Here is a 24,706-nt window from a genome sequence, read left to right as displayed (position 1 = left end):
CCCGCTCAGACGGCGGGTGTAGGCCAAAGGGGCCGCGTGGGGTCAGCCCCTGACCTCACCCTCACCCAGCACCACGTACTTGAGCGAGGTCAGCCCCTCCACACCCACTGGCCCGCGGGCGTGAAACTTGTCGGTGGAAATACCGATTTCAGCCCCCAGCCCGTACTCGAAACCGTCCGCGAAGCGGGTACTCGTATTCACCATGACGCTCGACGAATCGACCTCGCGCAAGAAACGCTGGGCGTGCATGTGGTCGCGGGTGATGATGGCTTCGGTGTGGTGGCTGCTGTAGCGGTTGATGTGGGCAATGGCTTCGTCCAGGCCGCTCACCACCTTCACGCTGATGACAGGCGCCAGGTATTCCTCGCTCCAGTCTTGTTCGGTGGCGTCTTTCAGCTGCGCACCGGCCACCGTGCTCAACACGGCCCGGGCCTCGGGGCAACAGCGCATTTCAACGCCCTTGGCGGCGTAAATGGCGCCAATTTGCGGCAAAAATTCGGCCGCCACACCCCGCGCCACCAGCAGGCTTTCGGTGGCGTTGCAGGGGCTGTATTTCTGGGTTTTGGCGTTGTCGGCCACCCTCACCGCCATGGCCATGTCGCAAGGCTCGTCCACATAGGTGTGGCAGTTGCCGTCCAGGTGCTTGATGACCGGCACCTTGGCCTCGGCGCTGATGCGCTCAATGAGCCCCTTGCCGCCACGCGGGATGATCACGTCCACATACTGCGGCATGGTGATGAGCTGGCCCACGGCGGCGCGGTCGGTGGTGGGCACCAGCTGCACCGCGTCCAGCGGCAAGCCGGCTTCCGTCAGCGCCTGCTGCACCAGCGCGGCCAGGGCGCGGTTGGAATCAATCGCCTCGGAGCCACCGCGCAAGATGGCGGCGTTGCCGCTTTTGATGGACAGGCTGGCCGCTTCAATCGTCACGTTGGGCCGGCTCTCGTAGATCATGCCGAACACGCCAATGGGCACGCGCATCTGGCCCACGCGGATGCCGCTGGGCATTTGCTTCAAGCCCGAAATTTCGCCAATGATGTCGGGCATGGCGGCCAACTGCTCGCAGCCCTGGGCACAGGTTTCGATCACCTGGGGCGTGAGCTTCAGGCGGTCCACCATGGGTTCGGCCAGCCCGGCGGCGCGGGCGCGCTCCAGGTCTTTGGCATTTTCAAGCTGCAGCGGCGCCACGTTGGCGCGCAGCAAAGCCGCCAGACCGCGCAGGGCCTTGAGCTTGGTGGCGGCGCTGGCCTTGGCCATCAGGGCCGAGGCGGCTTTGGCTTGGCTGCCCAAGGTGTTCATGAGTTCAGTGGTGTTGGTCGCGTTCATGCCGCTGATTTTCGCACCGCCAAGGGAAAGCCGCGCGACACCCGCACACCACTTGCATACTGAGGGGTGTATATTTACACGCCCTAAACGGGTGTTCCGCAGGCACCCGACACCCACCACCGCACTGGAGACCCCGATGAAACACCCGCTGCTGAAAACCGCCCTGCTGATCGGCAGCGGCTGGCTCGCCACCCTGGCGGGCCTGGCCCACGCGGTGGAGGTGAAGTTTGAAGCGGTGTCTCCCGGCGTTTATGCCTTCGTCGGCGAAACCGGCGGGCGCACCTATGCCAATGAGGGGCTCAACGCCAACATAGGCTTGGTGGTGACGCCCGCCGGCGCCTTGCTGGTGGACAGCGGCGCCAGCTTGCAAGGCGCCCGGCAAATTCATGAAGCGGTGAAGCGGGTCACCACGCAGCCGGTCAAATGGGTCATCAACACCGGCGGGCAAGACCACCGCTGGCTGGGCAATGGCTACTTTCAGGCCCAAGGCGCCGAAGTCATGGCGCACGCCAACGCGCGCGCCGACATGCTCAACCGGGGCAACGACCACCTGCAGGCGCTCAAAGGCGAGCTGAAAGAAAAGCTCGACGGCACCGTGCCCAGCCTGCCCACCCGCTTTTTAAGCGGCAACGACGAATCCCTGAACCTGGGCGGCCTGACCGTGGAGGTGAAGCACCGGGGCGGCGCCCACACCCCCGGCGACGTGATGGTGTGGCTGCCGCAGCAGCGTGTGGTGTTCAGCGGTGATGTGGTCTATGTGGACCGCATGCTGGGTGTGATTCCGGTCAGCCACACCGGGCGCTGGCTGGACAGCTTCGCCGCGCTGGAAGCGCTGCAGCCGGCGCGCATTGTGCCCGGCCACGGCCAGGTGAGCGAACTGGCGCGCGCCCAGTCCGACACGCGCAACTACCTGCAGGCGCTGCGCACCCACATGAAAAAGGCGGTGGAAGACGGCACCGACATCGGCGCGGCCATCCGGTCGTTTGACGCCGCGCCTTTCATGCGCCTGCTCAACGCAGCCGAACTGCACCCCGGCAACGCCAGCCGCACTTACCTGGAGCTGGAGCGGGAGTAACGCCAGACACGCCACCGCCTGAGGCCAAAATGCCTTCTGCAACACCCACCCACTACACAAGGAACCGACCATGAAAACCGCCCTCGACCTCGTAGCCGCTGCCAAAGCCCGTGTAAGCGAAATTCCTGTGAGCGAGGCCGAAGCGGCCATTCGCGATGCGGATGTGTTGCTGGATGTGCGCGAAGGCGACGAATTTGCCAACGGCCACCTGCCCGGCGCCGTGCACGCCTCGCGCGGCATGCTCGAATTCAAACTCAGCAGTACCCCGGCGCTCACCGCGCGCGACCTGAAGGTGGTGCTGTACTGCAAGACCAGCGGCCGGGCCGCCCTGGCCGCCGCCGCCATGCAAGAGATGGGCTACCTCAACGTGAAGTCCATCGCCGGGGGTTTTGACGCCTGGGTAGCCGCCGGCAAACCGGTGGTGAAGCCCGAGCTGCCGTCGTTCGGCTGATCGCGCTCACCGCCGGCCTGGCCCCCACTCAAAACGGGTAGTGCCGTGGGGTGGTCTGCACGGTGATCCAGCGCAGTTCGGTGAACTCGGCAATGCCGGCCTTGCCACCGAAGCGCCCAATGCCCGAGCCCTTCACACCGCCGAACGGCATTTGCGCTTCGTCGTGCACGGTGGGGCCGTTCACATGGCAGATGCCGCTGTCGATCTTGCGTGCTACGTTGAAGGCGCGGGCGATGTCGCCGCCGAACACGGCGGCTGACAGGCCGTACTCGTTGTCGTTGGCGCAGGCAATCGCTTCTTCCACGCCGTTCACGCGCACCACGCATTTCACCGGGCCGAAGGTCTCTTCGTGGTAGATGCGCATGGCAGGCGTCACATGGTCGAGCACGGTGGCGGGCATGAGCGTGGTGTCAGACTTGCCGCCGCAGGCGAGCTTGGCGCCTTTGGCCAGGGCGTCGTCAATCAGTTCGTTGCAGTGGTTGACCGTGCCCATGCCAATCACCGAGCCCAGCACCACCGGCTCGGGTTTGCGCGGGTCGCCCAGCGGCAAGTTTTTGGCCTTGTCGCTGAACTTCTTGACGAAGGCGTCGGCGATCTTGTTGTCCACGATGATGCGTTCGGTGCTCATGCAGATCTGGCCGCTGTTGGCAAACGCACCAAAGGCCGCGCCATTGACGGCGTCGTCCAGGTTGGCGTCGTCCAGCACCACCAGCGGCGCCTTGCCGCCCAGCTCCAGCACCACGGGCTTGAGGTATTTGGCGCAGGTGGCCGCGATGATCTTGCCGACCTTGGTGGAACCGGTGAAGTTCACGCGGCGCACCGCCGGGTGCGCCACCATGGCTTCCACCACGGCACCGGCGTCGGCTGGCGCGTTGGTGATGTAGTTCACCACGCCGGGCGGAAAGCCCGCGTCCTGAAACGCTTCAATGATCAGCTGGTGCGTGCGCGGGCAGTTCTCGCTGCCTTTCAAAATAACGGTGTTGCCGCACGCCAGCGGCACGCAGATGGCGCGCACGGCCAGGATGATGGGCGCGTTCCACGGCGCAATGCCGAGCACCACGCCAGCCGGCTGGCGGATGCCCATGGCGAGCGATCCGGGCACGTCCGACGGGATCACCTCGCCCGACACCTGGGTGGTGAGCGCGGCGGCTTCGCGGATCATGCCGGCGGCCAGCATCACGTTGAAGCCGCCCCACATGCCGGTGGCACCGGTCTCGGCCGACACGGCTTCGATGAAGGCAGGCGTCTTGGCTTCGAGCGCATCGGCCGCTTTCAGCAGCAGCGCGCGGCGCGCGCTCGGGCCGGTTTCGCTCCAGGTTTTGAAGGCTTCGGCGGCGGCTTCCACCGCCATCACGGCGTCGGCCGGTGACGCGGCGGGCGCACGCGTGGCCACGCTGCCGTCAAGCGGGTTGCGGCGCTCAAAGGTGGCGCCTTTTTCGGCGGTGACCTTCAGGCCGTTGATGAGCATGGACATGTCGGACATGGGGTTCTCCTTTAAATCAGAAATGAAACCGGTAGGACTGAAAAAAACTCCACTGAGCTTGGCAATGTCCCGTTCGGACTGAGCCTGCCCTTCGACAAGCTCAGGATGAGCGAAACAACACCGTTCGGGCTGAGCCTGTCGAAGCCTTCACGCCACCTTGTGTATGAGCCCTTCGACAGGCTCAGGGCGAACGGGGTGTTGGCTCAGCACAAATAGACGCTAGTTGGTTGTCGCGATGGCCTTCTTTCGCTGCACGGCATCGGCCGCGCTGGTGGTGCCGGTGGCGGGGTCTTTGTCGGCGCCCAGATACGCCTCACGGATCACGGTGGAACGCGCGAGCAGCTTGGCCGGGCCGCTGGCCACCAGCGTGCCGCGTTCCATCACGTAGCCCCGGTCGGCCACGGCCAGCGCCTTCTTCACGTTCTGCTCGACCATCAGCACGGTGGTGCCCGCGTCCGCAATGCGGCGCACGATGGTGAGCAGCTCGTCCACCATCTTGGGCGCCAGGCCGAGCGAGGGTTCGTCGAGCATGAGCAGGCGCGGCGCACACATCATGGCGCGCGCCACGGCCACCATCTGCTGCTCGCCGCCGCTCATGGTGCCGGCCAGTTGCGTGGCGCGTTCCTTGAGCTTGGGAAAGTCCACAAAGGCCTGCGCCAGGCGCTCGCCGCGTAGCGCCTTGGGCACCAGCCAGCCACCGAGCTCCAGGTTTTCGGACACGGTGAGTTGCGGAAACAGCTGGCGGCCTTCGGGCACCAGGGCCACGCCAGCCTGCACGATCTCGTGCGTCTTTTCGGGCATCTCGGTGCCGTCCAGCAGCACCGAGCCGCCGCGCGGAATCAAACCGTTGAGCGCCTTGAGCAGCGTGGTCTTGCCGGCGCCGTTGGGGCCGAGCACCACGGTCAGGCCGGGCTGGATGTCGAGCTTCAGGTCGCGCAATACCAGGAAGGCGCCGTAGCCGGCCGAAAGGCCGTCCACCTTGAGGCGCGCACGTGCGCCGCCACCGAGTTCGAATGGGGATGGGCGGTACCACATCATGCGGTGGTCTCCTCTGTCTCGTTCATTTCGTCGCCCAGGTAGGCCTCGATCACCTCGGCGTTGCGCACCACCTCGGCCGGTGTGCCGTCGGCAATCTTTTTGCCCTGGTGCAGCACGATCACGCGCTCCACATGGCGCAGCAGCGTGGTCACGGCGTGCTCGATCCAGACCACGGTGAGGTCGAGCTCGTCGCGCAGGCGCCGTATCAGCTGCGCCATTTCCTCCACCTCGTTTTCGGTGAGGCCAGCGGCCACTTCGTCCAGCAGCAGCATGCGCGGGCGCGTGGCCAGCGCCATACCAATTTCCAGCAGGCGCTGCTGCGAGGGCGTGATGGCGGCAGCGGGTACGTCGGCCTGTGCGCTCAGACCGATGAGGCCCAGAATGCTCTCTGGCGTGCGCAGCACCCAGGGCACCGTGGTCTCTTCGCCCCACCAGATGTACTTGCGCGGCCGCCGTCCGGCGAACTTGAGACCGAAGGCGATGTTGTCGCGCACCAGCATGTCGGGGAAGGTGCGCGGCGTCTGGAAAGTGCGCGCCAGGCCGTTGGCCGCGAAGCGGTGCGGGCCCTGGCCGCTGAGCTCGCGCCCCTGCATCAGGAGCGCGCCGCTGGTGGCCTGGGTCACGCCCGAGATGGCGTTGAAAAAGGTGGTCTTGCCCGCACCGTTGGGGCCGATGATGCCGACGAGTTCGCCCGGCATGAAGCGCGCGCTGACCGCGTCCACCGCGGTGAGGCCACCGAAGCGCACGGTGATGTCGCGGGCGTCGAGCAGGGGTTGTGGAGTCATGACCGACCTCTTCCAGCGCCATTCACCACAAACCCCCGTTCGCCCTGAGCCTGTCGAAGGGCTCTTGCGATGTGTGCGTGGAGGGGCTTCGACAAGCTCAGCCCGAACGGAGCTTGCTTCACTTCAAAACACATCGCGGCGCTCCCTCAGGCTTTTTTCGAGTTGCTTACGGCGCTTGGTCTCGCCGCTCAGGTCGTCGCGCGTCTCTTGCCACCACAGCTTGGCGCCATCGCGCCAGCCGCGGAAGGTCTCGGTGCGCAGCGAAGCCAGGCCACCGGGCAGATACAACACCGAGAGGATGAGCAGCAAACCCAACGACATCATGTAGATCTGCGGCACCTGCAGGCGCAGCGTTTCGGCCAACACGCTGAAAACGATGGCCGCGATGAGCGGGCCCCACAGCGTGGCGGCGCCGCCGATGAGCGCAATCAGCACGGTCTGGAAACCGATGAAGGGGTTGAACACGGTGTGCGGGTCGATGTAGGTCCAGCGCACTGACATGGCCGCGCCCACCGCGCCGGCCACGGCGGCGGTGAGCGCAAAGCCCGCCACCTTCACCCAGCGCGTGTTCACACCCAGCGTCTGGGCACGCTGCTCGTCGGCCCCGATGCCCAGCATGGCCAGGCCGAAGCGCGTGCGGCGAATGAAGATGGACAGCGCCACCGTGATCACGGCCAGCGCCAGCACGGTGAGGTAGATGGTGTCGCGCTCGGGCACCACCATGAGCACGCGGCCCACGGTGCCGGTGACGCTCTTCTCAAAATAGCTGATGGCGTGGCGGATGAGCTCGGTCATGCCGAAGGTGAGCACGGCAAAGTAAGTGCCGCGCAGGTGCAGCACGGCCGCGCCCATGACCACGGCCACGGCGGCGGCAATCAGCGCACCCAGGCCGATGGCCTGTGCCCAGGACACCTGCTCCAGCAAGATGGCGCTGGTGTAGGCGCCGATACCGAAGAAGGCCGAGGTGGCCAGCGACAAATAGCGCGTGGTGCCGCAGAACAGCGCCCAGCTCGACGAGAGCGCGATGTACATCAGGCAGGTGAGCGCCATGGACACGGCGAACTCGCTGGCGAAGCTGGGCAACGCGATGGCCCAGCCGGTGAGGCCGAAGAGGACCAGCAGGTCGCGGATGAGGAATTGTCTTGAATTCATGCTTTTCTTGATTTCCGCGAGAACAGTCCTTCGGGGCGCAAGAGCAGCACGCTGATGAAGACGACGTAGCTCAACAAGGCCTTGAGCGAGGGGTTGGTGAAGTGCATGCCCAGGGCTTCGATCACGCCCAGCAGCAAACCACCGGCGAGCGCACCGCCCATGCTGCCGAAGCCGCCCAGGGTGATGACGATGAGCGCGGTGACGGTGTAGGGCTCACCCATGGACGGGCTGATGGTGTACGACATGGACAACAGCGCGCCCGCGACACCTGAGAGACCGAGGCCAATGCCGAACATGAGCGGGTGCAGGCGCTGCGTATTGATGCCCATGAGCTGCGCGCCGGTGGGCGACTGCATGAGCGCGCGCACGCCCTTGCCCAGCAGCGTGGTGCGCATGAGCACGATGAGCGCGCCCGCAAACAGCAGGGCCAGCGCAAACACCAGCAGCTTGTTGCCCGCAAACTGCGCCGTGCCATCGGGCAGGGGAATTTGCACCGGCTCGGTCAGGAAGTCGTAACCGCGCAGGTCGCCGCCCCACATCCACGACGCGAAGTTTTGCACCAGGAACATGAGACCAAAGGCCACCATGAGCCCACGCGCTTCAAAGATGTCGAGATTGGGCGAGGTGACGGTAAGGCGGCGGAAACACAGGCGGTGGATCACCCAGCCCAGCACAAACAGCATGCCGAACGACACCGGCACCATGAAGAGCGGATTCAGGCCCAGCGAGGTCTGCGCCATCCAGGTGAGGTAGGCCCCCACCATCAGAAACTCGCCGTGCGCGATGTTGAGGATGCGCATCAGCCCGTACTGCAGGTTCAGCCCGAGCGCGACGAGCGCGTAGATGCCACCGGTGATGAGACCGGAGGCGAGGAGTTCGAGCCAGGCGGAGAAGGACATGGGATTTGGAGGGCCGGAAACACAACCCCGTTCGCCCTGAGCCTGTCGAAGGGCTCACGCGAACGGTGTGGGGATGGGCTTCGACAGGCTCAGCCCGAACGGATGTACGTGTAAACGAAGGCTCTTATTTCCAAACAGGCTTGCTGGGGTTGAGAGCAGCGGTCGCCACCGACTTCGGCCACACCACCTCAAACTCCCCGTTTTGCCACTGCCCCACGGTGCCGGGCGTGCCCACGTTTTCGCTGCCGTTGAACTTCACATCGCCAATGATGGTTTTGTGCGTGGTGTTGGCCACGTAATCGCGGATCGCTTTTCGGTCCAGGCCCTGGGCCTTCACGGCGTTGGTCAAAATCTCCAGGCCGGCCCAGCAAGCGCCGCTGGCCCAGCGGTCGGGTTCCTTGCCGGCGAACTTCTTGGTGTGCGCGTCGAAGTAGGCCTTGGCGCCCGGGCTGGTCTTGCCGTTCCAAGAGCCCATGCCCAGCACGCCTTCCGCGCCGGCCGGGGTCATCACGTTGCGGTAGAGCTGGAAAGCGGTACCCACCGACGCGTAGAAGAACTTCGGGTTGAAGCCCACTTCCTTGGCCTGGCGGCTGGCCAGAATGGTGTCGGGCGGGTAGGTGAAGCCCACAAACGCGTCGGGGTTCTTGTCCTTCATGGAGCGCAGCACGGGCGAGAGGTCCTTCACGCCGCCAGGGTAGCTCTTGTCTTCCACCATGGTGATGCCGCTGCCCTGCAGCGCCACCTTGAAAGCGGCGTAGTTTTCCAGACCAAACAGGTCGTCCACGTAAATCAGCGCCACGGTCTTCACGCCGTTGGCCTTGAGCATGTCGACCAGCGCGTTGGTCATGGGCGCGGGCTGCTGCAGCAGCAGGAAGAAATACGGCAGGCGCATTTCAACCAGGCGGCGCGACAGCGCGGTGGGCGCCAGGAACGGGTATTGAAAGCGGTTGGCCAGCGGGGCCACGGCGAAATTGGCGTTGGAGCCCCATGGCGGCAGCACCAGGTCGACCTTGTCGCTGCCCATGAGTTTTTCGTAGGTCCGCACCACGGTTTCGGTATCGCTGCGGTCGTCGCTGCTGATCAGCTCAATACGGCGCTTCACACCCTTCACATCCAGACCACCCGCCGCGTTTTGCTGCTCGGCCCAGAGCAGGTAGTTGGGCTCCTGGCTCACCTGCGCGCCGCCCGTCCAGGGGCCGGTGCGCGACATCGAATAGCCGATGCGCACCGGCGCCGACTGCGCCATGAGCTGGGGAGCGAACGACATGGCGCCCACCGCAGCGGCGGCGCTCTTGATGACCAGACGGCGATTGGCTTGAACCATGGTTTGTCTCCTGTGGTGTTCGAGAAATACGGACCACTGAATACTAGGCAGGCCCTGCCCCGGGCGCTTTGCTGGCTGCGCACAAGCGGCTTGTCTGAGCGTGCACGCGGATGCGGGATAACCCTCAACCATCCACCCCCCAAGGGCTCAACAGACCACCCATAATTTGCGTTCCGCACCCCAGAGCCAGAACCCACCATGAAATCCGCGTCCCTGATGACCACCGACGCCGTCGCCCCGGGCGAGCGCGCTGCGGCTTGGCGCGACTGGGTGTGGACGCACTTCGGCGGACTGGAATCCGATCTGTACGGCGACACCGGTTTTGACGGCCACATGAGCGCGTCGCAGGCGGGTGACGTGGTGCTGACCAAGCTGGAAGCCAACCGACACCGCGTGCTGCGCAGCCCCCGCCTGGCACGCGCCAGCGACACCAGCTACCTGAAGATCGTGGCGCCTTGGCAAGGCAGTGCGGCGGTGGAACAGCAAGGCCGCCAAGCCTGGGTGAAGCCCGGTGGCTGGGCCATTTACGACACCGCGGGCAGTTATGAAATTGCCAACCCGGAGCGGGTGGAACACCTCATCGTGATGCTGCCCAGAGAACAGCTGGCTGAGCGCGGCCTGCGGCTGGAGCCCCTGATGGCGCGCCACGTGGGCGGCGCCAGCGGCATTTCACGCGTGGCGCTCGAAGCCATGCGCAGCACCTTTCAGGAGCTGCCCGCCATGAACGCCACCACCGCGCGCGGCGCGGGTGCCATGATCATCGAACTGGTGCGGCTGTCGTTGCAGGAACTGGCCGGGCGCGAGAGCGCCACCACCCAGCTCGAAGCGTTTCGCGACCGCATCCGCGAGCACATCGGCCAACACCTGCGCGACCCCGGTTTGTCCATCGACCGCATTGCGCAGTCGCTCAACTGCAGCAAGCGCCACCTGCACAACGCCTTCAGCGCCGAAGACGACACGCTGGCGCATTACATCTTGCGCCGGCGGCTGCAGGCCTGCATGCGCGAGCTGAAAAACCCGGCCCAGGCACAGCGCACCATCACCGACATCGCGTTTTCCTGGGGTTTCAACAACGGCGCCCATTTCAGCCGCGTGTTCCGGGAGCACGCCGGTCTGTCGCCCAGCGACTTCCGGGAAACGGCGCTGCGCCAGTCAGCCGCTATTTGATTCAGCGCCCGCTCAGCGCAGCGCGCAGCCTTGCGACACGCGCAGGGCCAATTGCTGCAGCGCCACCCACGGGTCGGCTGGCCAGTCGGGCTGCTTAAGGCCTTTGACGATGCCATCCACCGTGTGCGCGTCGCGCAGCCAGCGCGTGAGGGTGGGCGTGGTCAGCTGCGGCAGCACACGTTCCATGAGCTTTTCTTTGGCGCCCCACACACGGTTTTCACGCAAGGCCATGGGCAGAGGGCGGCCCCCGTCCATGGCGCGGCGAATGCGGTTAAGCGTGCGGATGTCTTCGGCCAATGCCCAGTGCACCAGCACCGCCGCCTCGCCCTCGGCCTGCAGGCCGTCCAGCATGCGCTGCACGCGCAGGCTCTGGCCGCCCAGCACCGCTTCGGCGAGCTTGAAGGCGTCGTAACGGGCCACGTTGAGCACCGCCGCTTCCACCTGGTCAAAGCCCAGCTCACCTGCGGGGTGCAGCAGCGCCAGCTTCTGAATTTCCTGGTGCGCGGCCAGCAGGTTGCCTTCCACGCGGTCGGCAAAAAACTGCAGCGTGCGCTGGCCTTCTTCACCCGCGGCCACGCGCTGGCCTTGCTGCTGCAGGCGCTGGGCAATCCACTGCGGCAGCGCCTTGCGGTCCACCGGGTCCACGCGCACGGTCACGCCAAAACTGTCCAGCGCGGCAAACCAGGCGCCCTTTTGCGTGGCGGCATCCAGCCGCGGCAAGATCACCAGCGTGAGCATGCTGTCGTTGCCCTGCGAGGCCTGCGCCAGTTGCTGCAGCACCTGCGAGCCGTCTTTGCCGGGCTTGCCCGATGGGATGCGGATTTCGATCAGCTGCTTGTCGGCAAACAGGCTGAGCGAGCCGCCGCTGGCCAGCACCTCGCTCCAGTCAAAGTGGGCACCGGCCACGGTGTGCACCGTGCGCTCGGTGTAGCCCTGCTGGCGCGCCACGGCACGCAAGGCATCGGCGGCTTCCTGGATCAGCAGCGGCTCGTCGCCGTGCAGCGTGTACAGGCTTTTCAGTCCACGTTGCAGCTGGGCATCGAGTTGGGGCGCGGCGACTTGCATGGGCGAGGTTCGGTACGCGCTTAAAGCACTTGCACAGCAGCCAGACGGCGCATGACCTGCTGCACGATGTCGCTTTGCATGTCGCGGTACAGCAGCGCTTCTTCGGCCTCTTTGGCCAGCACGGCGGTTTCGGTGAAGCTGATGTCGCGCTCCAGCAGCAGCTCGGTGTTGTCGAGCAAGCTTTTTCCGGCCGCCGTGGCCAGGCGAAACGCGAAACGGGTGCGCAACTGCATTTCACGCACCTGGCCGGCAGCGGTCTGGCCCACCACGGTTTTTTCGCGCTGATCGCTGACCACGGTCATCACCACCTGGCCGGTGTCGCCCTCTGGGCTGGCGGGGGTGTCTGAGGTGAACACGCGCAGCCCCGCGCTTTCAAGCGCCCGGCGAAGTTCGCGCGCCACGGGCGTGGCTTCGCTGCCCTGCAAGCGCACGGACTCAAACGCAAACTTCGGCGCACCACGCAAGGCAAAGCCACAGCCCGAAAGCGCCGCGGTGCAAGCCCCGGCCAAGGCGCCAAGCCACACGGTGCGGCGGGACAAAACGGGGCGGTTGCCATGCATGGTGTGGAGCCTCAAATCACGATGTTGACCAGCCGGCCGGGCACCACCACCACCTTTTTCGGGGTGGCGCCATTGGCCTGCTTGATGAAGGCTTCGCTGGCCAGCGCGGCGGCCTCAATGGCGGCCTTGTCGGCGCTGGCGGGCACGGTCACGCTGCCGCGCAGCTTGCCGTTGATCTGCAACACCAGCTCCAGCTCGTCCTGCACCAGGGCTGACTCGTCAACCAGCGGCCACGGGGCGTCGAGCAACTCGCCAGCGGCGGCGGCAAAACCCAGTTCAACCCAGGCCGCATGGGCCATGTGCGGGCATGCGGGGTAGAGCATGCGCAGCAGCAGCGACATGCCCTCGCAGCGCAGGGCGTTGTCGCCCGCGCTGCCGTCGAAAGCAAAATCTTCCAGCGTGTTGAGCAGCTTCATGCAACCCGACACCACGGTGTTGTATTGCATGCGCTCGTAGTCGTAGCTCACCTGCTTGAGCACCAGGTGCATCTCGCGGCGCAGCTTTTTCGCCTCGGGGCGCAAAGCGGCGCTGGACAGGTTGCTGGCCGTGGCGAGGCGCAGCGCGTCGGCATGTTTGGCGCCAAAGCCCCACACGCGTTTCAAGAAGCGGTAGCTGCCCTCCACCGCCGCGTCGTTCCACTCCAGCGTGGCCTCGGGTGGCGCGGTGAACATGGTGTACAGGCGGGCCGTGTCAGCGCCGTACTTTTCGATCAGGTCCTGCGGGTCCACCCCGTTGTTCTTGGACTTGGACATGGTGCCCACGCCCTCGTAGTCAATGGCCGTGCCCACGGGCAACATGCCGTCGCCGCTGGTGGCCGGGTTCTTCAGCTGGGCGCCCACCACCTTGCCGGCTTCGTCGAGTACATGCTCCACGTCGTGCGGCCAAAAATAGTCTTTGCCGCCCTTGGCGGTGCGCCGGCTGTAAATATGGTTGAGCACCATGCCCTGCGTGAGCAGCTGGGTGAAGGGCTCGTCCACCTTCACCAGGCCCAGGTCGCGCATCACCTTGGTCCAGAAGCGCGCGTACAGCAGGTGCAGGATGGCGTGCTCGATACCGCCAATGTACTGGTCCATCGGCATCCAGTAGTCCGCGCCTTCGGCCACCATTTTCTCGGTGTTGGCCGGGTCGCAGTAGCGCATGAAATACCAGGACGAGTCCACAAAGGTGTCCATGGTGTCGGTCTCGCGGCGTGCGGGCTTGCCACACACTGGGCAAACCACACCGGCGTGGAAACCTTCGTGCTTGTGCAGCGGGTTGCCCGAGCCGTCGGGGATGCAGTCTTGCGGCAGCACCACCGGCAGGTCCTTTTCAGGCACCGGCACCGCGCCGTGTTCGTCGCAATGGATGATGGGAATCGGCGTGCCCCAGTAGCGCTGGCGGCTCACACCCCAGTCGCGCAGACGCCAGGTGGTTTTTTTCTCGCCCAGGTCTTTGCCGGACAGCAGTTCGGCCACCCGGTCCACAGCCGTCTTCTGATTCATGCCATCGAGATCGCCTGAGTTCACGCACACGCCGCTCTGCTTGTCGCCGTACCACTCTTGCCAGGCACTGTCGTCAAACGACTTGCCTTCAACCGCCACCACCTGGCGGATCGGCAGCGCGTACTTCAGCGCAAACGCAAAGTCGCGCTCATCGTGCGCGGGCACACCCATCACCGCGCCGTCGCCATACGACATCAACACATAGTTGCCCACCCACACAGCCACCTGCGCGCCAGTGAGCGGGTGCGTGACGAACAGGCCGGTGGCCATGCCCTTCTTTTCCTGCGTGGCCAGCTCGGCCTCGGTGGTGCCGCCGCTCTTGCACTCTTCAATGAACGCCGCCAGCGCCGGGTTGCTCGCAGCCGCATGTTGCGCCAAGGGATGCTCGGGCGCCACGGCGCAAAACGTCACACCCATGATGGTGTCGGCGCGCGTGGTAAACACATACATCTTGCCCTCACCGATCAGCGCACCGTCGGCACCCGCGATGGTGTGCGGGAACGCAAAGCGCACGCCCTGGCTCTTGCCGATCCAGTTTTCCTGCATCAGCCGCACCTTGTCGGGCCAGCCGTTGAGCGTGGCCTTGGGGTTGCCGATCTGCACATGGTCCAGCAGCTCTTCGGCGTAGGACGTGATGTTCAGGTAGTAGCCCGGAATTTCGCGCTTTTCCACCACCGCACCCGTGCGCCAGCCCTTGCCGTCGATCACCTGTTCGTTGGCCAGCACGGTCTGGTCCACCGGGTCCCAGTTCACCACCTGGGTCTTGCGGTAGGCGATGCCCTTCTCCAGCATCTTCAAAAACAGCCACTGGTTCCACTTGTAGTAGCTGGGGTCGCAGGTGGCCACCTCACGGCTCCAGTCGATGGCCAGGCCCATAGCCTGCATTTGCTGCTTCATGTACGCGATGTTTTCATACGTCCACTTGGCGGGCGGCACACCATTTTTCAGCGCGGCATTTTCAGCCGGCAGGCCAAACGCGTCCCAGCCCATGGGCATGAGCACGTTGAAGCCCTTCATGCGCAGGTGGCGCGTGAGCATGTCGTTGATGGTGTAGTTGCGCACATGGCCCATGTGCAGCTTGCCGCTGGGGTACGGCAGCATGGAGCAGGCGTAAAACTTCTGCTTGCCCGCGTCTTCGGTCACGCGGTAGGCGTCGGTGGCGTTCCAGTGGGCGTGCGCGGCGCGCTCGACTTCCTTGTGGGCGTATTTTTCTTGCATGAAGCAGGGACCGGGCGAGCGGTAAGGAGGACTGTCGGGAAAGAGGGTTCGGGGACGGGGTTGGGCACACAGCGATCGGCCCGCAACCGCCCAAGACGGTAACCCACGATTTTAGGCCTTGGGGACCCCCGGCGAAATTCAGCGGGCAGGCACGGGCAGCGAGGCGGCCGCCGTCGATGGATCGGCCACAAAACCGATGCGCGACAGACCCGCCGCCTGGGCCAACGCAATCAACGCCACCACGCGGCCATAGGGCGCGGCGGTGTCGGCGCGCAACTGCAGTTCGGTGGCCGGGTCGCGCTCGGCGGTGGCTTGCAGACGCTGGCGCAAGGCGTCAGCGTTCAGGGGCTGGTCATCCCAGTAAACCTGGCCTTGCGCGTCCACGCTCAAGGTCACGAAAGCGGCGGGGGCGTCCGGGGCCGCTGTGCCGGCCGCTTCGACCTGGGGCAGCTCCAGCGCCAGTCGGCTGGCCATGAGGGGTGCGGCCAAAATGAATATCACCAGCAGCACCAGCATCACATCCACCAGCGGGGTCACGTTGATGTCGCTCATGGGCCGGTGGCCGGCGGGTTTTTCCAGTCTGCCGAAGGCCATGGTGCTCAGGCCGTGGGCGCTGGCTCTGTGCCCGTGTGGCACAGCAGTTCGCGCAGGTCGCGCGCAAAGCCTTCCAGCTCGGCCTCGATCTCGGCCACCTTGCGGCCCAGCACGTTGTAGGCCAACACCGCCGGAATGGCCACGGCCAGGCCGGCTGCGGTCATGACCAGGGCCTCGCCCACCGGGCCCGACACCTGCTCGATGCGAAAACCGCCGTCGAGCCCGATGCTGGTGAGCGCGTGGTAAATGCCCCAGACCGTGCCCAACAGCCCCACAAATGGCGCCGTAGAGCCCACCGTGGCCAACAGCACCTGGCCGTATTGCAGCCGGGCCAGGACGCGGTGCAAAGCGTCGCGCAGCACGCGGGTGAGTTGCTGCGATCGGTCGCCTGCGGTGGCCAGCGTGTGGGCGGGCGCGCTGCCGAGGCTTCGGGCAGCCCGCAGCAACGGCAGCAGCAACTGGCGGGCGTCAAAGGCCGCGAGCCGCTTGTCGGCGTCGTCCAGGTCGCTGGCTTGCCAGAAGGCGGCTGTGCTCAGGCGCACGTCGTGCACGGCGCGGCGCAACAGCCAGCTTTTCCACACAATCACCACCCAGCTGGCCACCGACATGGCCAGCAACATCAGGGCCACGGCGCGACCCAAGGCGTCAGCTTGCGCCAGCGTGTCCAGAATGCCCATGTGTATAGCCCGCTCAGTGCAAGCCGAGCACGTCGAACATGTCGTACAGGCCTGCGGGTTTGCCGGCCAGGAAGCGCACCGCACGCAAGCTGCCCTGGGCGTAGGTGGTGCGGCTGCTGGACTTGTGGGTGACCTCAATGCGCTCGCCGGTACCGGCAAACAGCACGGTGTGGTCGCCCACGATGTCGCCACCGCGGATGGTGGCAAAACCGATGCTCGACGGGTCGCGCTCACCGGTCACGCCTTCGCGGGCGTACACGGCGCAATCTTTGAGGTCTCGGCCCAGCGCGTCGGCAATCACCTCACCCATTTTCAGGGCGGTGCCGCTGGGTGCGTCCACCTTGTGGCGGTGGTGCGCTTCGATGATCTCGATGTCGTACCCGGTAGACAGCGCCTTGGCCGCCATCTCCAGCAGCTTGAGCGTCACGTTCACGCCCACGCTCATGTTGGGCGCCATGACGATGGCAATGGACTTCGCGGCCTCGGCAATTTCGGCTTTTTGCTCGTCGCTGAAACCGGTGGTGCCGATGACGGCGTTCACACCGTGCTTCACGCACGCACGCAGGTGAACCAGCGTGCCCTCGGGTCGGGTGAAGTCGATCAGGCACTGGCTACCGGCCAGCCCGAGATCCAGATCGGCGGTGATGTTCACGCCGGTGGACTGACCGCCAAAGGCACCCGCGTCCTGGCCCAGGGCTGGGCTGGAGGTGATGTCGAGTGCACCGGAAAGCGCGCAGTCGCCGCTGGCACGCACCGCGTCCACCAGCATCTGGCCCATGCGGCCACTGGCGCCGGCCACACAAATGCGCAGCGGGCTTGAAGTGGTAGCGCTCATCGGGCGACTCCCGGGGTTTCCAGGGGCGGGTAGCTGGTGCCGGGCGCCACGCTGGGCGGCGTGGGTGGGGTTTGCGCGGTTTTGGCGTTGCGTTCCTGAAACGCTTGCAGCTGCGCTTCGGTGGCCTGCAACACAGGCGGCTTGTCGGACTTGCGGCGCACGTCCAGTGAGGCCACAAACTCGGCCTCGGTGGGCAGCTCGTCGCCTTCAAAACGCTCCATCACCTCGCCCTTGAAAAACACCGCCAGCTTGCGCTGCTGCGGCGACTGGCCTTGGCGCTTGAAGGTGAACACGTAGTCCCAGCGGTCGGCATGGAACACGCTGGTGAGCAGGGGCGAACCCAGAATATCGCGCACTTGCAGGCGCGACATGCCAGGCTGCAGCGCCTGGGCCTGCTCGCGCGTGACCACGTTGCCTTGCTGAATGTCGATCTTGTAGGGCGTCACCAGGCTGCCAATGCTGGGCATGCGGTCACCGAGGCTGGAACAGGCGGTGAGCGCTAGCACGGCGCTCAGGGCGCACAGCACACGGCCCGGGCGACTGAGACGCGGCAGGCGCTCATATAAAGAAGAGCGAGGAGGTGTGAGGTGATGCATGTGGGCAAACCGTGAAAGGCGCGTGGTACAGCCACCAGCAGTATGGCCATGCTGCACATCGCGCGCGCTGGCGATATGATCCAAACATTGTAGCCCCGGGGTACAGCAGCCCGCAGGCCCGGCCCCCACACGCCGGCAGCCCGGCGGCCCTGCCGCTGGCGGCCACCCCACCCCTTGCACCCTGCCCTCCCATGACCAACATCGAAGAACTCAAAAGCACGGGGCTCAAGGCCACGCTACCGCGACTGAAGATTCTGGAGGTGTTTCAAAACGCCAAGCAGCGCCACATGACCGCCGAGGATGTGTTTCGCGTGCTGCTGGAAGACCGCTCCGACATCGGGTTGGCCACCGTGTACCGCGTGCTGATGCAGTTTGAACAGGCGGGTCTGCTCACCCGCAGCAACTTCGAGTCGGGCAAGGCCGTGTTTGAACTCAACGAAGGCCAGCACCACGACCACCTGGTGTGCCTGGACTGCGGCCGCGTGGAAGAGTTTTTCGACGAAGAAATCGAGAAACGCCAGCACCTGGTGGCCAAGACGCGTGGTTTCGTGCTGCAAGAGCACGCGCTCTCGCTTTACGCGAATTGCACCAAGACCGACTGCCAGCACCGCACCAAAAGGGCCTGAGAGAGCAGCGAACCACACGAAGCGGAGAGCGTGGGGGCAGCAGGCCGTAGCGCCGGGCCGCCCCAAGCAAGGCCAGCCCCCTCGGGGGGCAGCGAACCGCACGCAGTGGGGAGCGTGGGGGCAGCAGGCCGCAGCGCCGGGCCGCCCCAAGCAAGGCCAGCCCCCTCGGGGGGCAGCGAACCGCACGCAGTGGGGAGCGTGGGGGCAGCAGGCCGCAGCGCCGGGCCGCCCCAAGCAAGGCCAGCCCCCTCGGGGGGCAGCGAACCGCACGCAGTGGGGAGCGTGGGGGCAGCTGCTCCTCACTCTCCCCGCGACATGGCCGCGCGGTGGCGCGAAACGAACTCCTGGTAGGTGTCAATGCCACGCAACTGCAAAATGGTGTTGCGCACCGCCGCTTCCACCAGCACCGCGATGTTGCGCCCGGCCACCACCTGAATCACCGCCTTGCGCACGGGAACGCCCAGCACGTCCTGGTACAGCGGCTCGTGCGGCATGCGCTCGTAGTCGCGCTCCATGGTTTCCTTGCGCACCAGGTGCACGATCAGCGAGAGGCGCATTTTGCGGCGCACAGCCGTTTCGCCAAAGATGGCCTTGATGTCGAGCAGACCAATGCCACGCACTTCCAGCAGGTTTTGCAGCAACTCGGGGCAACGGCCTTCGATGCTGGTCTGGTTGATGCGGTACAGGTCCACCGCGTCGTCGGCCACCAAGCCGTGGCCGCGTGAAATCAGCTCCAGCCCGAGTTCGCTTTTGCCCAGACCCGACTCGCCCGTGATCAGCACACCCATGCCCAGAATGTCCATGAACACGCCGTGCATGGAAGCGCGGTCGGCAAAGTGGCGCGAGAGGTAGGCGCGCAACACATCGATGACAAAGGCCGCCGATTCGGTGGTGGAAAACATCGGGATTTGAGCCCGTTCGCACATGGCCAGCAGCGCATCGGGTGCGGTCTGGCCGTCGGCCACCACCAGCACCGGCGGCTCCAGCGTCACGATGCGCGAAACCCGGCGGCGGTTGTCGTCGTCGTTGGCGCTCGTGAGGTAAGCCACCTCGCGCTCACCAAACACCTGCACCCGGTAGGGATGGATGTAGTTGAGGTAGCCCACCAGGTCGGCACCCGAGCGGGCCTCGCGAATGGCCACCTCATCAAAGCGCCGCTCAGAGGCGCCCAAGCCAGCCACCCACTGCCACTTCAGGGCTTCGCGGTGGTCTTCAAACAGGACGTCTGCGCTGACGACGGTGGGTTTCATGTCAGATCACTTTCACTCAAGGGCAGGCAGTTACCGCCAGCGTGTTGAGCTTGCGGGTGCCGCACAAGGCAAAACAGCCCCATGCAGGGGCTGTTGGTGTGGATTCGGCACGCCAGCCGGCTTCGCGCGCGGCCTTGCAGCACGCAGCAGCGAAGCGCTGCATTCAGGCGGCGGCGTGTGCCGACTGCCAGGACGTGATGAGGCCGTGCAACGCCGCTGCTTCGCCAGACGTTTTCATCTGCTCGCGCAGGGCGCTGTCGCTCAACAGCTCGGCAATTTCGGACAGGATCTCCAGGTGTTTCTGGGTGGCCGCTTCGGGCACCAGCAAGAAGATCATCAGCTGCACGGGCTGCTCGTCGGGCGCGTCAAACCCGATGGGGCTGCCCAGCTGGAACACCGCAGCCAACGGCTGCTTCAGACCCTTGATGCGGCCGTGGGGAATGGCAACGCCGTGGCCCAGACCGGTGGAGCCCAGGCGCTCGCGCGCAAACAGGCTGTCGGTGATCAGGGCGCGGTTCAGGCCGTGCAGGGTTTCAAACAGCAAGCCCGCTTCTTCAAACGCACGTTTCTTGCTGGTCGCGTCGACGCTCACAAGCACTTGCGCGGCGGGCAATATGGCAGATAGTCGGTTCATGTGGGCCTCTTGGACCGCAAATTATGCCGAGTTGAGCGGCGTTGGCTAGACTCTGGCAACAAAAAAGCCGCTTGACTTTTCAAGCGGCTTGCTGCAGTGCAACATAAGAGCCGCTTCCAGCGGCCCTTCGCGGGGTTTACATCAGGCGTTTGGCGGCCTCGTGGTGGTGGTCTTGCGCCTTGTCCTTGTAGCGCAGCACCTGGCGGTCCAGCTTGTCGGCCAAGTCGTCCACGGCGGCGTACAGATCGGCGTGGGCGCTTTCAGCGAACAGGTCTTTGCCCTTGACGTGGATGTTGCACTCGGCACGCTGGCGCAGGTCTTTTTCTTTGAGGTTGTCTACCGTGAGCAGCACCTTGATATCGACCACCTGGTCAAAGTGTCGGGATATGCGTTCGAGTTTGCTGGTGACATAACCGCGCAAGGCGGGGGTGACTTCGAGGTGGTGACCGCTGATCGTCAGGTTCATACATGAGCCTCCTTATGCTCCGGGTTGACACAAGCCGCCGGGTGGGCAGACCTCCCGGCGGCGACGGGGATGCCTTGAATCCACTATGCCCATGAACGGGGTGCAGCGCAAGCTTGCAGTGCAACAAAGCGTGAAAATGCGAACCTTGTCATTCAGCCGGGGGCCTTGGGCGTGCTGTGCACCTTGAGGCGGCGCGACATGACCACCGCCGCCAGACTGGCGCACACGCCAAGCAAGCCCGCCACCCAGTAGTACTGCACCAGGCCATTGGCATCGCGGCTGATGATGAGACCGCCCAGAAACGACGCCAGGCCCATGGCCGCAGACTGCACCGATGCATTGAGCGCCATGAAGGTACCGCGCAAGGCCGGTGTGGCCGCACCGGTGACCAGCGCCATACCGGGAATCATGCGGCCGCTGAGCAACACAAACAGCCCCGTGGACGCGGCCAGCACCGCCCACAGCGGCAGGGCGGGCATGAGCGTGATGGCCATGATGGGCACGGTGACCGCCAGGGCCAGCCAGCGAAACAGCCGCACCTTGCCCATGCGATCGGTCAGGCGGCCAAACACCCGCGCCGTGATCAGCGTGGCCGCCCCACCACACAGATAAATGTACGGAACCTGATCGGGGCGCACACCCACATTGGTCTCCATGTAAATGGTGATGAAGGGAATGATGGTGAAGCCGGTGAACATGAGCAGCGCCGAAAACGCAAACGCCCGCTGGTGGTTGCGCTCGCTCAGCACCATACCGATGCCGCGCCAGATGGACGGCCGGCCTTTCACCAGCAGGTGCTGGTTCAGCCTGGGCAGGGTCAACGCGGCACCCACGGCCAACACGCCACTGAGCGCAGCGATACCGATAAACGGCGCTTGCCAACCCAGGCGCGAGGCGAGAAACAAGCCAATGGGCACACCGGCCACCGTGGAGAACGAGAACGACGACATGACGATGCCCATGGCGCGACCGCGGCGCTCGAACGGCACCACGTCGGCCACGATGGTTTGTGAGAGTGCCGACAACACGCCGCCAAACATGCCCGCCGCCACGCGCGCCACCATCAGGAACCCATACCCCGGCGCCAACCCGCAGGCCAGCGTGGCCAGCGCAAACAGGACGTACAGCGTGAGCAGCAGGCGCTTGCGGTCAAACCGGTCCACGTAGGTGGCGGCCGCCAGGCCTGAAATACCCGCCGACAAGGTGTAGGCCGAGACCAGCAAGCCAAACTGCGCGTCGGTGATGCCAAACAGCCGCGTGAATTGCGGCCCGAGCGGCATCATGATCATGAAGTCGAGGATGTGGGTGAACTGGATGCCGGCAATGGTCAGCAACAGCCAGCGTTCGCGGCCAGGGGTGAGATGAGAATGTGTCATGATTTTGGGTAACAACCCAATGTATCCGAGGCGCCGCTGGCGCCGGGTCACCAGGCCAACCACGTTGTCACTCGATACCCTGATCTCACGCAACATGTTGGCAACCGAACAGCCCGGCTTGCAGGTCGACGGCTGTGCGCTGGTGCTCATGGGTGGTGGCGCCCGCACGGCGTACCAGGCGGGTGTGTTGAAGGCGCTGGCCGCCATGCTGGGTACCACCACACCCAGCCATGGTGGCGCTGTGGCGCCGTTTCCATTTCGGTGTTTGTTTGGCACCTCGGCGGGTGCGCTCAATGCCGCCTACCTGGGCAGCCACGCCACGCCGCGCTGGGCCTGGCAGCGCTGCCGCAGCTGGCAGGCTTCTGGCGCGCCCTGCGCTCCGAACAGGTGTACCGGCTGGACGCACCGGGCTGGGTGCGTGCCAACCGCCTGGTGGCCGGCTGGACGCTGGCGCGCCAAGTGCGCCGCCACCGCGCCCTGCTGGACACCCTGCCCCTGGTGAACACGCTGCACCAGGCCATCAACCTCCAAGCACTGGAACAGGCGCTGGAGCAGCGGCACATCGACGTGCTCGGCGTCACCGCCTCCAGCTACACATCGGGCGAACACTGGACCTTTTGCCAAACCCGCACGGACAGCCCGGTGCAACCCTGGCACCGCCCGGGCCGGCGCGCCGACTTTCAGCCCATCACCATCGAACACCTGATGGCGTCCAGCGCCATCCCCTTCCTGTTTCCGGCCGTACCACTGTGGGTGGACGGGCACAAAGAACACTTTGGCGACGGCTCCATGCGCCAGCTGTCTCCGCTGTCACCCGCCATTCACTTTGGTGCCCGGCGGGTGCTGGTGATCGGCGTGGGCCAACCCACGCGCTCGGGCATGGCCGCCCGGGTCAGTAACGAACCCACCGCCGGCACCATTGCGGGCCACGCCATGGCCAGCGTGTTTCACGACACGCTGCAGTCTGACGTGGAGCAAACCCAGCGGGTCAGCCAGACGCTGGCCCGGCTGCCGCCCCACCTGGCGGCGGCGCTGCCCTACCGCCCGGTCGAGGTGCTGGCGCTGCAGCCCAGCTTTTCGCTGGACGAACTGGCCCACAAATACATGGGCTCGCTGCCCCGGCCCACGCGCAACACCCTGGTGGGGCTGGGTGCGCTGGACACCGGGCGGGGCGCCGCCGGCAGCGCCGCTGCGCTGGCGAGCTACCTGCTGTTTGAGCCTGACTTCGTCACCGCCCTGATCGAACTTGGCGAGGGTGACGCCTGGCGGCGCAAAGACGAATTGATGATGTTTCTGAACGCACCGCCGAGCCACAACCAGCGGCCTGCAGTGCCATAATCGGCGGCAGTTTTCAACCCAGCGACACCCCATGGACAGCACACCTCCCAGTTGTGTGCTTTCAGCCCCGCCCGCTCCCGTCTGAGCCCCGCCCACCGCGCGGACGCTGAGGTCAGGCGAACGGCCGGCTGAAAGCGCCACCCCACCCGCCCCGGGGGCGCACGAGCGCCCCGCTTCCCTCAGACCCTCTCACGCCGGGAGCGCCCACATGCTCAACGTATTCACCCTGGCCAACGGCCGCCTGTTTCAGGAAGAAATCGAGTCGCTCGAAGAACTGGCGCAGTTCAAGCCCATCTGGGTCGACCTGGAAGCCCCCACCCCCGAAGAGCGGCGCTGGGTGAAACAGCACTTTGGCCTGTCGATTCCCGAAGACGCGATGGACGAGGACATCGAGGAGTCGGCCCGCTTCTTTGAAGAAGACAACGGCGAACTGCATGTGCGCAGCGACTTCTTGATCGACGATGAAGAAGACCCACGCGCCATCCGCGTGGCGTTCATCTTGAACGAGCACAACGACTCGCTCAAGAGCAAAGGCGTGCTGTTTTCCATTCACGACGAAGACGTGCCGGTGTTTCGGCTGCTGCGCATGCGCGCACGCCGCATGCCTGGCCTGATCGAAGACGCCAAAGACGTGCTGCTGATGCTGTTTGACGCCGACGCCGAATACTGCGCCGACACGCTGGAAGACATTTACGACGAGATCGAGACGGTGAGCAAAAAGGTGCTCAACAGCAACGCCTCGGACAACCTGCTCAGCGAAGCCCTGTCGGCCATCGCGCGCAACGAGGACATGTCGGGTCGCATCCGCCGCAACGTGATGGACACCCGGCGCGCCGTGAGCTTCATGATGCGCAGCCGCCTGCTGAGCGCCGAGCAGTTTGAAGACGCGCGGCAGATTTTGCGCGACCTCGACTCGCTGGACAGCCACACCGCTTTTCTGTTCGACAAGATCAACTTCTTGATGGACGCCACGGTCGGTTTCATCAACATCAACCAGAACAAGATCATCAAGATTTTCTCGGTGGCCAGTGTGTCGCTGCTGCCGCCCACGCTGGTGGCCAGCAGCTACGGCATGAATTTTCGTTTCATGCCCGAGCTGGACTGGGCCTACGGCTACCCGCTGGCCATTGGGCTCATGGTGTTGTCGGCCATCGTGCCCATGGTGTATTTCCGCAAACGGGGCTGGTTGCGGTGAGACCACCCCCATCGCTGGTTCACTTCGTGTCACCGGCTCCGCCCCTCAAGGGGCAACGCAGTGCGCCCCGGCAAAGCCGGTTGCGCCGCGTTCTGGCT

25 protein-coding genes are annotated in these 24,706 nt (G+C 65.3%); 7 read left to right on the top strand and 18 right to left on the bottom strand.

The window, feature by feature from the left end; all coding sequences use genetic code 11:
- Window positions 1-42 precede the first annotated feature (42 nt).
- Window positions 43-1,323 carry a glutamate-5-semialdehyde dehydrogenase gene (locus AC4QBL_RS19500; protein ID WP_472900559.1) on the bottom strand — a complete coding sequence of 427 codons (1,281 nt, stop codon included), beginning with the start codon at window positions 1,321-1,323 and terminating at the stop codon, window positions 43-45.
- Between the two features lie 136 nt (window positions 1,324-1,459).
- On the opposite strand from AC4QBL_RS19500, the gene AC4QBL_RS19495 reads away from it, so the two are divergent.
- Window positions 1,460-2,398 carry an MBL fold metallo-hydrolase gene (locus AC4QBL_RS19495; protein ID WP_472900560.1) on the top strand — a complete coding sequence of 313 codons (939 nt, stop codon included), beginning with the start codon at window positions 1,460-1,462 and terminating at the stop codon, window positions 2,396-2,398.
- Between the two features lie 70 nt (window positions 2,399-2,468).
- Window positions 2,469-2,849, top strand: coding sequence for a rhodanese-like domain-containing protein (locus tag AC4QBL_RS19490; RefSeq protein ID WP_472900561.1), 381 nt, complete (start codon window positions 2,469-2,471; stop codon window positions 2,847-2,849).
- Between the two features lie 28 nt (window positions 2,850-2,877).
- Here AC4QBL_RS19490 and AC4QBL_RS19485 read toward each other — a convergent pair whose 3' ends face one another.
- The 6 genes from AC4QBL_RS19485 to AC4QBL_RS19460 all read right to left on the bottom strand — a co-directional run bounded on the left by AC4QBL_RS19485 (window position 2,878) and on the right by AC4QBL_RS19460 (window position 9,530).
- Entirely contained in the window at window positions 2,878-4,332 is a 1,455-nt protein-coding gene (locus AC4QBL_RS19485; RefSeq protein WP_472900562.1) for an aldehyde dehydrogenase, read from the bottom strand.
- A 219-nt stretch (window positions 4,333-4,551) separates the two neighbouring features.
- Window positions 4,552-5,370: an ABC transporter ATP-binding protein gene (locus AC4QBL_RS19480; protein ID WP_472907215.1), complete on the bottom strand. Its 819-nt coding sequence runs from the start codon at window positions 5,368-5,370 to the stop codon at window positions 4,552-4,554.
- Complete coding sequence (locus tag AC4QBL_RS19475; protein ID WP_472907214.1) at window positions 5,367-6,155, bottom strand: ABC transporter ATP-binding protein; 789 nt, start codon at window positions 6,153-6,155, stop codon at window positions 5,367-5,369. Before AC4QBL_RS19475 ends, AC4QBL_RS19480 begins: the two co-directional genes overlap by 4 nt.
- 123 nt (window positions 6,156-6,278) lie before the next feature.
- Window positions 6,279-7,307 carry a branched-chain amino acid ABC transporter permease gene (locus AC4QBL_RS19470; protein ID WP_472907213.1) on the bottom strand — a complete coding sequence of 343 codons (1,029 nt, stop codon included), beginning with the start codon at window positions 7,305-7,307 and terminating at the stop codon, window positions 6,279-6,281.
- Window positions 7,304-8,206, bottom strand: a complete 903-nt coding sequence (locus AC4QBL_RS19465) for a branched-chain amino acid ABC transporter permease (protein ID WP_472907212.1) — start codon at window positions 8,204-8,206, stop codon at window positions 7,304-7,306. The genes AC4QBL_RS19470 and AC4QBL_RS19465 overlap by 4 nt, the downstream gene beginning before the upstream one ends.
- 124 nt (window positions 8,207-8,330) lie before the next feature.
- The gene (locus AC4QBL_RS19460; protein ID WP_304833843.1) at window positions 8,331-9,530 is read right to left on the bottom strand and encodes an amino acid ABC transporter substrate-binding protein; all 1,200 of its coding nucleotides are present in this window, start codon (window positions 9,528-9,530) and stop codon (window positions 8,331-8,333) included.
- A gap of 198 nt (window positions 9,531-9,728) precedes the next feature.
- Here AC4QBL_RS19460 and AC4QBL_RS19455 point away from each other — a divergent pair, with 198 nt between their 5' ends.
- Window positions 9,729-10,697 (top strand): AraC-like ligand-binding domain-containing protein, encoded by a 969-nt coding sequence (locus AC4QBL_RS19455; RefSeq protein WP_472907211.1) that lies wholly within the window; start codon window positions 9,729-9,731, stop codon window positions 10,695-10,697.
- Window positions 10,698-10,709: 12 nt separating this feature from the next.
- Here AC4QBL_RS19455 and holA read toward each other — a convergent pair whose 3' ends face one another.
- The 7 genes from holA to AC4QBL_RS19420 form a co-directional block, all read right to left on the bottom strand.
- Window positions 10,710-11,762, bottom strand: coding sequence for a DNA polymerase III subunit delta (gene holA, locus AC4QBL_RS19450; protein WP_472907210.1), 1,053 nt, complete (start codon window positions 11,760-11,762; stop codon window positions 10,710-10,712).
- Between the two features lie 20 nt (window positions 11,763-11,782).
- Window positions 11,783-12,322, bottom strand: a complete 540-nt coding sequence (locus AC4QBL_RS19445) for an LPS-assembly lipoprotein LptE (protein WP_472907209.1) — start codon at window positions 12,320-12,322, stop codon at window positions 11,783-11,785.
- 11 nt (window positions 12,323-12,333) lie between these two features.
- Complete coding sequence (gene leuS / locus AC4QBL_RS19440) at window positions 12,334-15,021, bottom strand: leucine--tRNA ligase (protein ID WP_472907208.1); 2,688 nt, start codon at window positions 15,019-15,021, stop codon at window positions 12,334-12,336.
- A gap of 138 nt (window positions 15,022-15,159) precedes the next feature.
- Window positions 15,160-15,615, bottom strand: a complete 456-nt coding sequence (locus AC4QBL_RS19435; RefSeq protein WP_472907207.1) for an ExbD/TolR family protein — start codon at window positions 15,613-15,615, stop codon at window positions 15,160-15,162.
- Window positions 15,616-15,620: 5 nt separating this feature from the next.
- On the bottom strand, window positions 15,621-16,292 hold the full coding sequence (locus AC4QBL_RS19430; RefSeq protein WP_472907206.1) for a MotA/TolQ/ExbB proton channel family protein: 672 nt from the start codon (window positions 16,290-16,292) through the stop codon (window positions 15,621-15,623).
- Between the two features lie 13 nt (window positions 16,293-16,305).
- Window positions 16,306-17,127 carry a 4-hydroxy-tetrahydrodipicolinate reductase gene (gene dapB / locus AC4QBL_RS19425; protein WP_472907205.1) on the bottom strand — a complete coding sequence of 274 codons (822 nt, stop codon included), beginning with the start codon at window positions 17,125-17,127 and terminating at the stop codon, window positions 16,306-16,308.
- Window positions 17,124-17,723 (bottom strand): outer membrane protein assembly factor BamE, encoded by a 600-nt coding sequence (locus AC4QBL_RS19420; RefSeq protein WP_472907204.1) that lies wholly within the window; start codon window positions 17,721-17,723, stop codon window positions 17,124-17,126. Before AC4QBL_RS19420 ends, dapB begins: the two co-directional genes overlap by 4 nt.
- Window positions 17,724-17,914: 191 nt before the next feature.
- Between AC4QBL_RS19420 and fur the strand changes: the two genes are divergently transcribed.
- Window positions 17,915-18,349 carry a ferric iron uptake transcriptional regulator gene (fur, locus tag AC4QBL_RS19415; RefSeq protein WP_439114842.1) on the top strand — a complete coding sequence of 145 codons (435 nt, stop codon included), beginning with the start codon at window positions 17,915-17,917 and terminating at the stop codon, window positions 18,347-18,349.
- Between the two features lie 299 nt (window positions 18,350-18,648).
- On the opposite strand, the gene hprK is transcribed toward fur, so the two are convergent.
- The 4 genes from hprK to AC4QBL_RS19395 form a co-directional block, all read right to left on the bottom strand.
- Window positions 18,649-19,599 carry an HPr(Ser) kinase/phosphatase gene (gene hprK / locus AC4QBL_RS19410; RefSeq protein ID WP_439114843.1) on the bottom strand — a complete coding sequence of 317 codons (951 nt, stop codon included), beginning with the start codon at window positions 19,597-19,599 and terminating at the stop codon, window positions 18,649-18,651.
- Window positions 19,600-19,762: 163 nt separating this feature from the next.
- Window positions 19,763-20,233: a PTS sugar transporter subunit IIA gene (locus tag AC4QBL_RS19405; RefSeq protein ID WP_322305180.1), complete on the bottom strand. Its 471-nt coding sequence runs from the start codon at window positions 20,231-20,233 to the stop codon at window positions 19,763-19,765.
- 136 nt (window positions 20,234-20,369) lie between these two features.
- The gene (hpf, locus tag AC4QBL_RS19400) at window positions 20,370-20,699 is read right to left on the bottom strand and encodes a ribosome hibernation-promoting factor, HPF/YfiA family (protein WP_304833866.1); all 330 of its coding nucleotides are present in this window, start codon (window positions 20,697-20,699) and stop codon (window positions 20,370-20,372) included.
- A 152-nt stretch (window positions 20,700-20,851) separates the two neighbouring features.
- Window positions 20,852-22,075 carry an MFS transporter gene (locus tag AC4QBL_RS19395; protein ID WP_472907203.1) on the bottom strand — a complete coding sequence of 408 codons (1,224 nt, stop codon included), beginning with the start codon at window positions 22,073-22,075 and terminating at the stop codon, window positions 20,852-20,854.
- Between the two features lie 94 nt (window positions 22,076-22,169).
- Here AC4QBL_RS19395 and AC4QBL_RS19390 point away from each other — a divergent pair, with 94 nt between their 5' ends.
- The 3 genes from AC4QBL_RS19390 (at window position 22,170) to corA (ending at window position 24,608) form a co-directional block, all read left to right on the top strand.
- Window positions 22,170-22,577, top strand: a complete 408-nt coding sequence (locus AC4QBL_RS19390) for a patatin-like phospholipase family protein (RefSeq protein ID WP_472907202.1) — start codon at window positions 22,170-22,172, stop codon at window positions 22,575-22,577.
- Window positions 22,490-23,413 carry a patatin-like phospholipase family protein gene (locus AC4QBL_RS19385; RefSeq protein ID WP_472907201.1) on the top strand — a complete coding sequence of 308 codons (924 nt, stop codon included), beginning with the start codon at window positions 22,490-22,492 and terminating at the stop codon, window positions 23,411-23,413. Before AC4QBL_RS19390 ends, AC4QBL_RS19385 begins: the two co-directional genes overlap by 88 nt.
- 208 nt (window positions 23,414-23,621) lie before the next feature.
- On the top strand, window positions 23,622-24,608 hold the full coding sequence (gene corA / locus AC4QBL_RS19380; RefSeq protein WP_472900575.1) for a magnesium/cobalt transporter CorA: 987 nt from the start codon (window positions 23,622-23,624) through the stop codon (window positions 24,606-24,608).
- Window positions 24,609-24,706 lie beyond the last annotated feature (98 nt).

This window comes from Hydrogenophaga sp. L99, assembly GCF_058731905.1.
This window is presented reverse-complemented; position numbering and strand designations above follow the sequence as displayed.

What these genes read in the sequence shown, in the direction of transcription:
- AC4QBL_RS19430 (WP_472907206.1), bottom strand. Translation starts at nt 16,292, where the DNA reads ATGGGCATTCTGGACACGCTGGCGCAAGCTGACGCCTTGGGTCGCGCC.
- fur (WP_439114842.1), top strand. Translation starts at nt 17,915, where the DNA reads ATGACCAACATCGAAGAACTCAAAAGCACGGGGCTCAAGGCCACGCTA.
- hpf (WP_304833866.1), bottom strand. Translation starts at nt 20,699, where the DNA reads ATGAACCTGACGATCAGCGGTCACCACCTCGAAGTCACCCCCGCCTTG.
- holA (WP_472907210.1), bottom strand. Translation starts at nt 11,762, where the DNA reads ATGCAAGTCGCCGCGCCCCAACTCGATGCCCAGCTGCAACGTGGACTG.
- AC4QBL_RS19495 (WP_472900560.1), top strand. Translation starts at nt 1,460, where the DNA reads ATGAAACACCCGCTGCTGAAAACCGCCCTGCTGATCGGCAGCGGCTGG.
- AC4QBL_RS19395 (WP_472907203.1), bottom strand. Translation starts at nt 22,075, where the DNA reads ATGACACATTCTCATCTCACCCCTGGCCGCGAACGCTGGCTGTTGCTG.
- AC4QBL_RS19490 (WP_472900561.1), top strand. Translation starts at nt 2,469, where the DNA reads ATGAAAACCGCCCTCGACCTCGTAGCCGCTGCCAAAGCCCGTGTAAGC.
- AC4QBL_RS19455 (WP_472907211.1), top strand. Translation starts at nt 9,729, where the DNA reads ATGAAATCCGCGTCCCTGATGACCACCGACGCCGTCGCCCCGGGCGAG.
- AC4QBL_RS19435 (WP_472907207.1), bottom strand. Translation starts at nt 15,615, where the DNA reads ATGGCCTTCGGCAGACTGGAAAAACCCGCCGGCCACCGGCCCATGAGC.
- AC4QBL_RS19480 (WP_472907215.1), bottom strand. Translation starts at nt 5,370, where the DNA reads ATGATGTGGTACCGCCCATCCCCATTCGAACTCGGTGGCGGCGCACGT.
- AC4QBL_RS19500 (WP_472900559.1), bottom strand. Translation starts at nt 1,323, where the DNA reads ATGAACGCGACCAACACCACTGAACTCATGAACACCTTGGGCAGCCAA.
- AC4QBL_RS19460 (WP_304833843.1), bottom strand. Translation starts at nt 9,530, where the DNA reads ATGGTTCAAGCCAATCGCCGTCTGGTCATCAAGAGCGCCGCCGCTGCG.
- AC4QBL_RS19420 (WP_472907204.1), bottom strand. Translation starts at nt 17,723, where the DNA reads ATGCATCACCTCACACCTCCTCGCTCTTCTTTATATGAGCGCCTGCCG.
- AC4QBL_RS19475 (WP_472907214.1), bottom strand. Translation starts at nt 6,155, where the DNA reads ATGACTCCACAACCCCTGCTCGACGCCCGCGACATCACCGTGCGCTTC.
- AC4QBL_RS19470 (WP_472907213.1), bottom strand. Translation starts at nt 7,307, where the DNA reads ATGAATTCAAGACAATTCCTCATCCGCGACCTGCTGGTCCTCTTCGGC.
- AC4QBL_RS19390 (WP_472907202.1), top strand. Translation starts at nt 22,170, where the DNA reads ATGTTGGCAACCGAACAGCCCGGCTTGCAGGTCGACGGCTGTGCGCTG.
- AC4QBL_RS19485 (WP_472900562.1), bottom strand. Translation starts at nt 4,332, where the DNA reads ATGTCCGACATGTCCATGCTCATCAACGGCCTGAAGGTCACCGCCGAA.
- AC4QBL_RS19465 (WP_472907212.1), bottom strand. Translation starts at nt 8,206, where the DNA reads ATGTCCTTCTCCGCCTGGCTCGAACTCCTCGCCTCCGGTCTCATCACC.
- corA (WP_472900575.1), top strand. Translation starts at nt 23,622, where the DNA reads ATGCTCAACGTATTCACCCTGGCCAACGGCCGCCTGTTTCAGGAAGAA.
- AC4QBL_RS19405 (WP_322305180.1), bottom strand. Translation starts at nt 20,233, where the DNA reads ATGAACCGACTATCTGCCATATTGCCCGCCGCGCAAGTGCTTGTGAGC.
- AC4QBL_RS19445 (WP_472907209.1), bottom strand. Translation starts at nt 12,322, where the DNA reads ATGCATGGCAACCGCCCCGTTTTGTCCCGCCGCACCGTGTGGCTTGGC.
- leuS (WP_472907208.1), bottom strand. Translation starts at nt 15,021, where the DNA reads ATGCAAGAAAAATACGCCCACAAGGAAGTCGAGCGCGCCGCGCACGCC.
- hprK (WP_439114843.1), bottom strand. Translation starts at nt 19,599, where the DNA reads ATGAAACCCACCGTCGTCAGCGCAGACGTCCTGTTTGAAGACCACCGC.
- dapB (WP_472907205.1), bottom strand. Translation starts at nt 17,127, where the DNA reads ATGAGCGCTACCACTTCAAGCCCGCTGCGCATTTGTGTGGCCGGCGCC.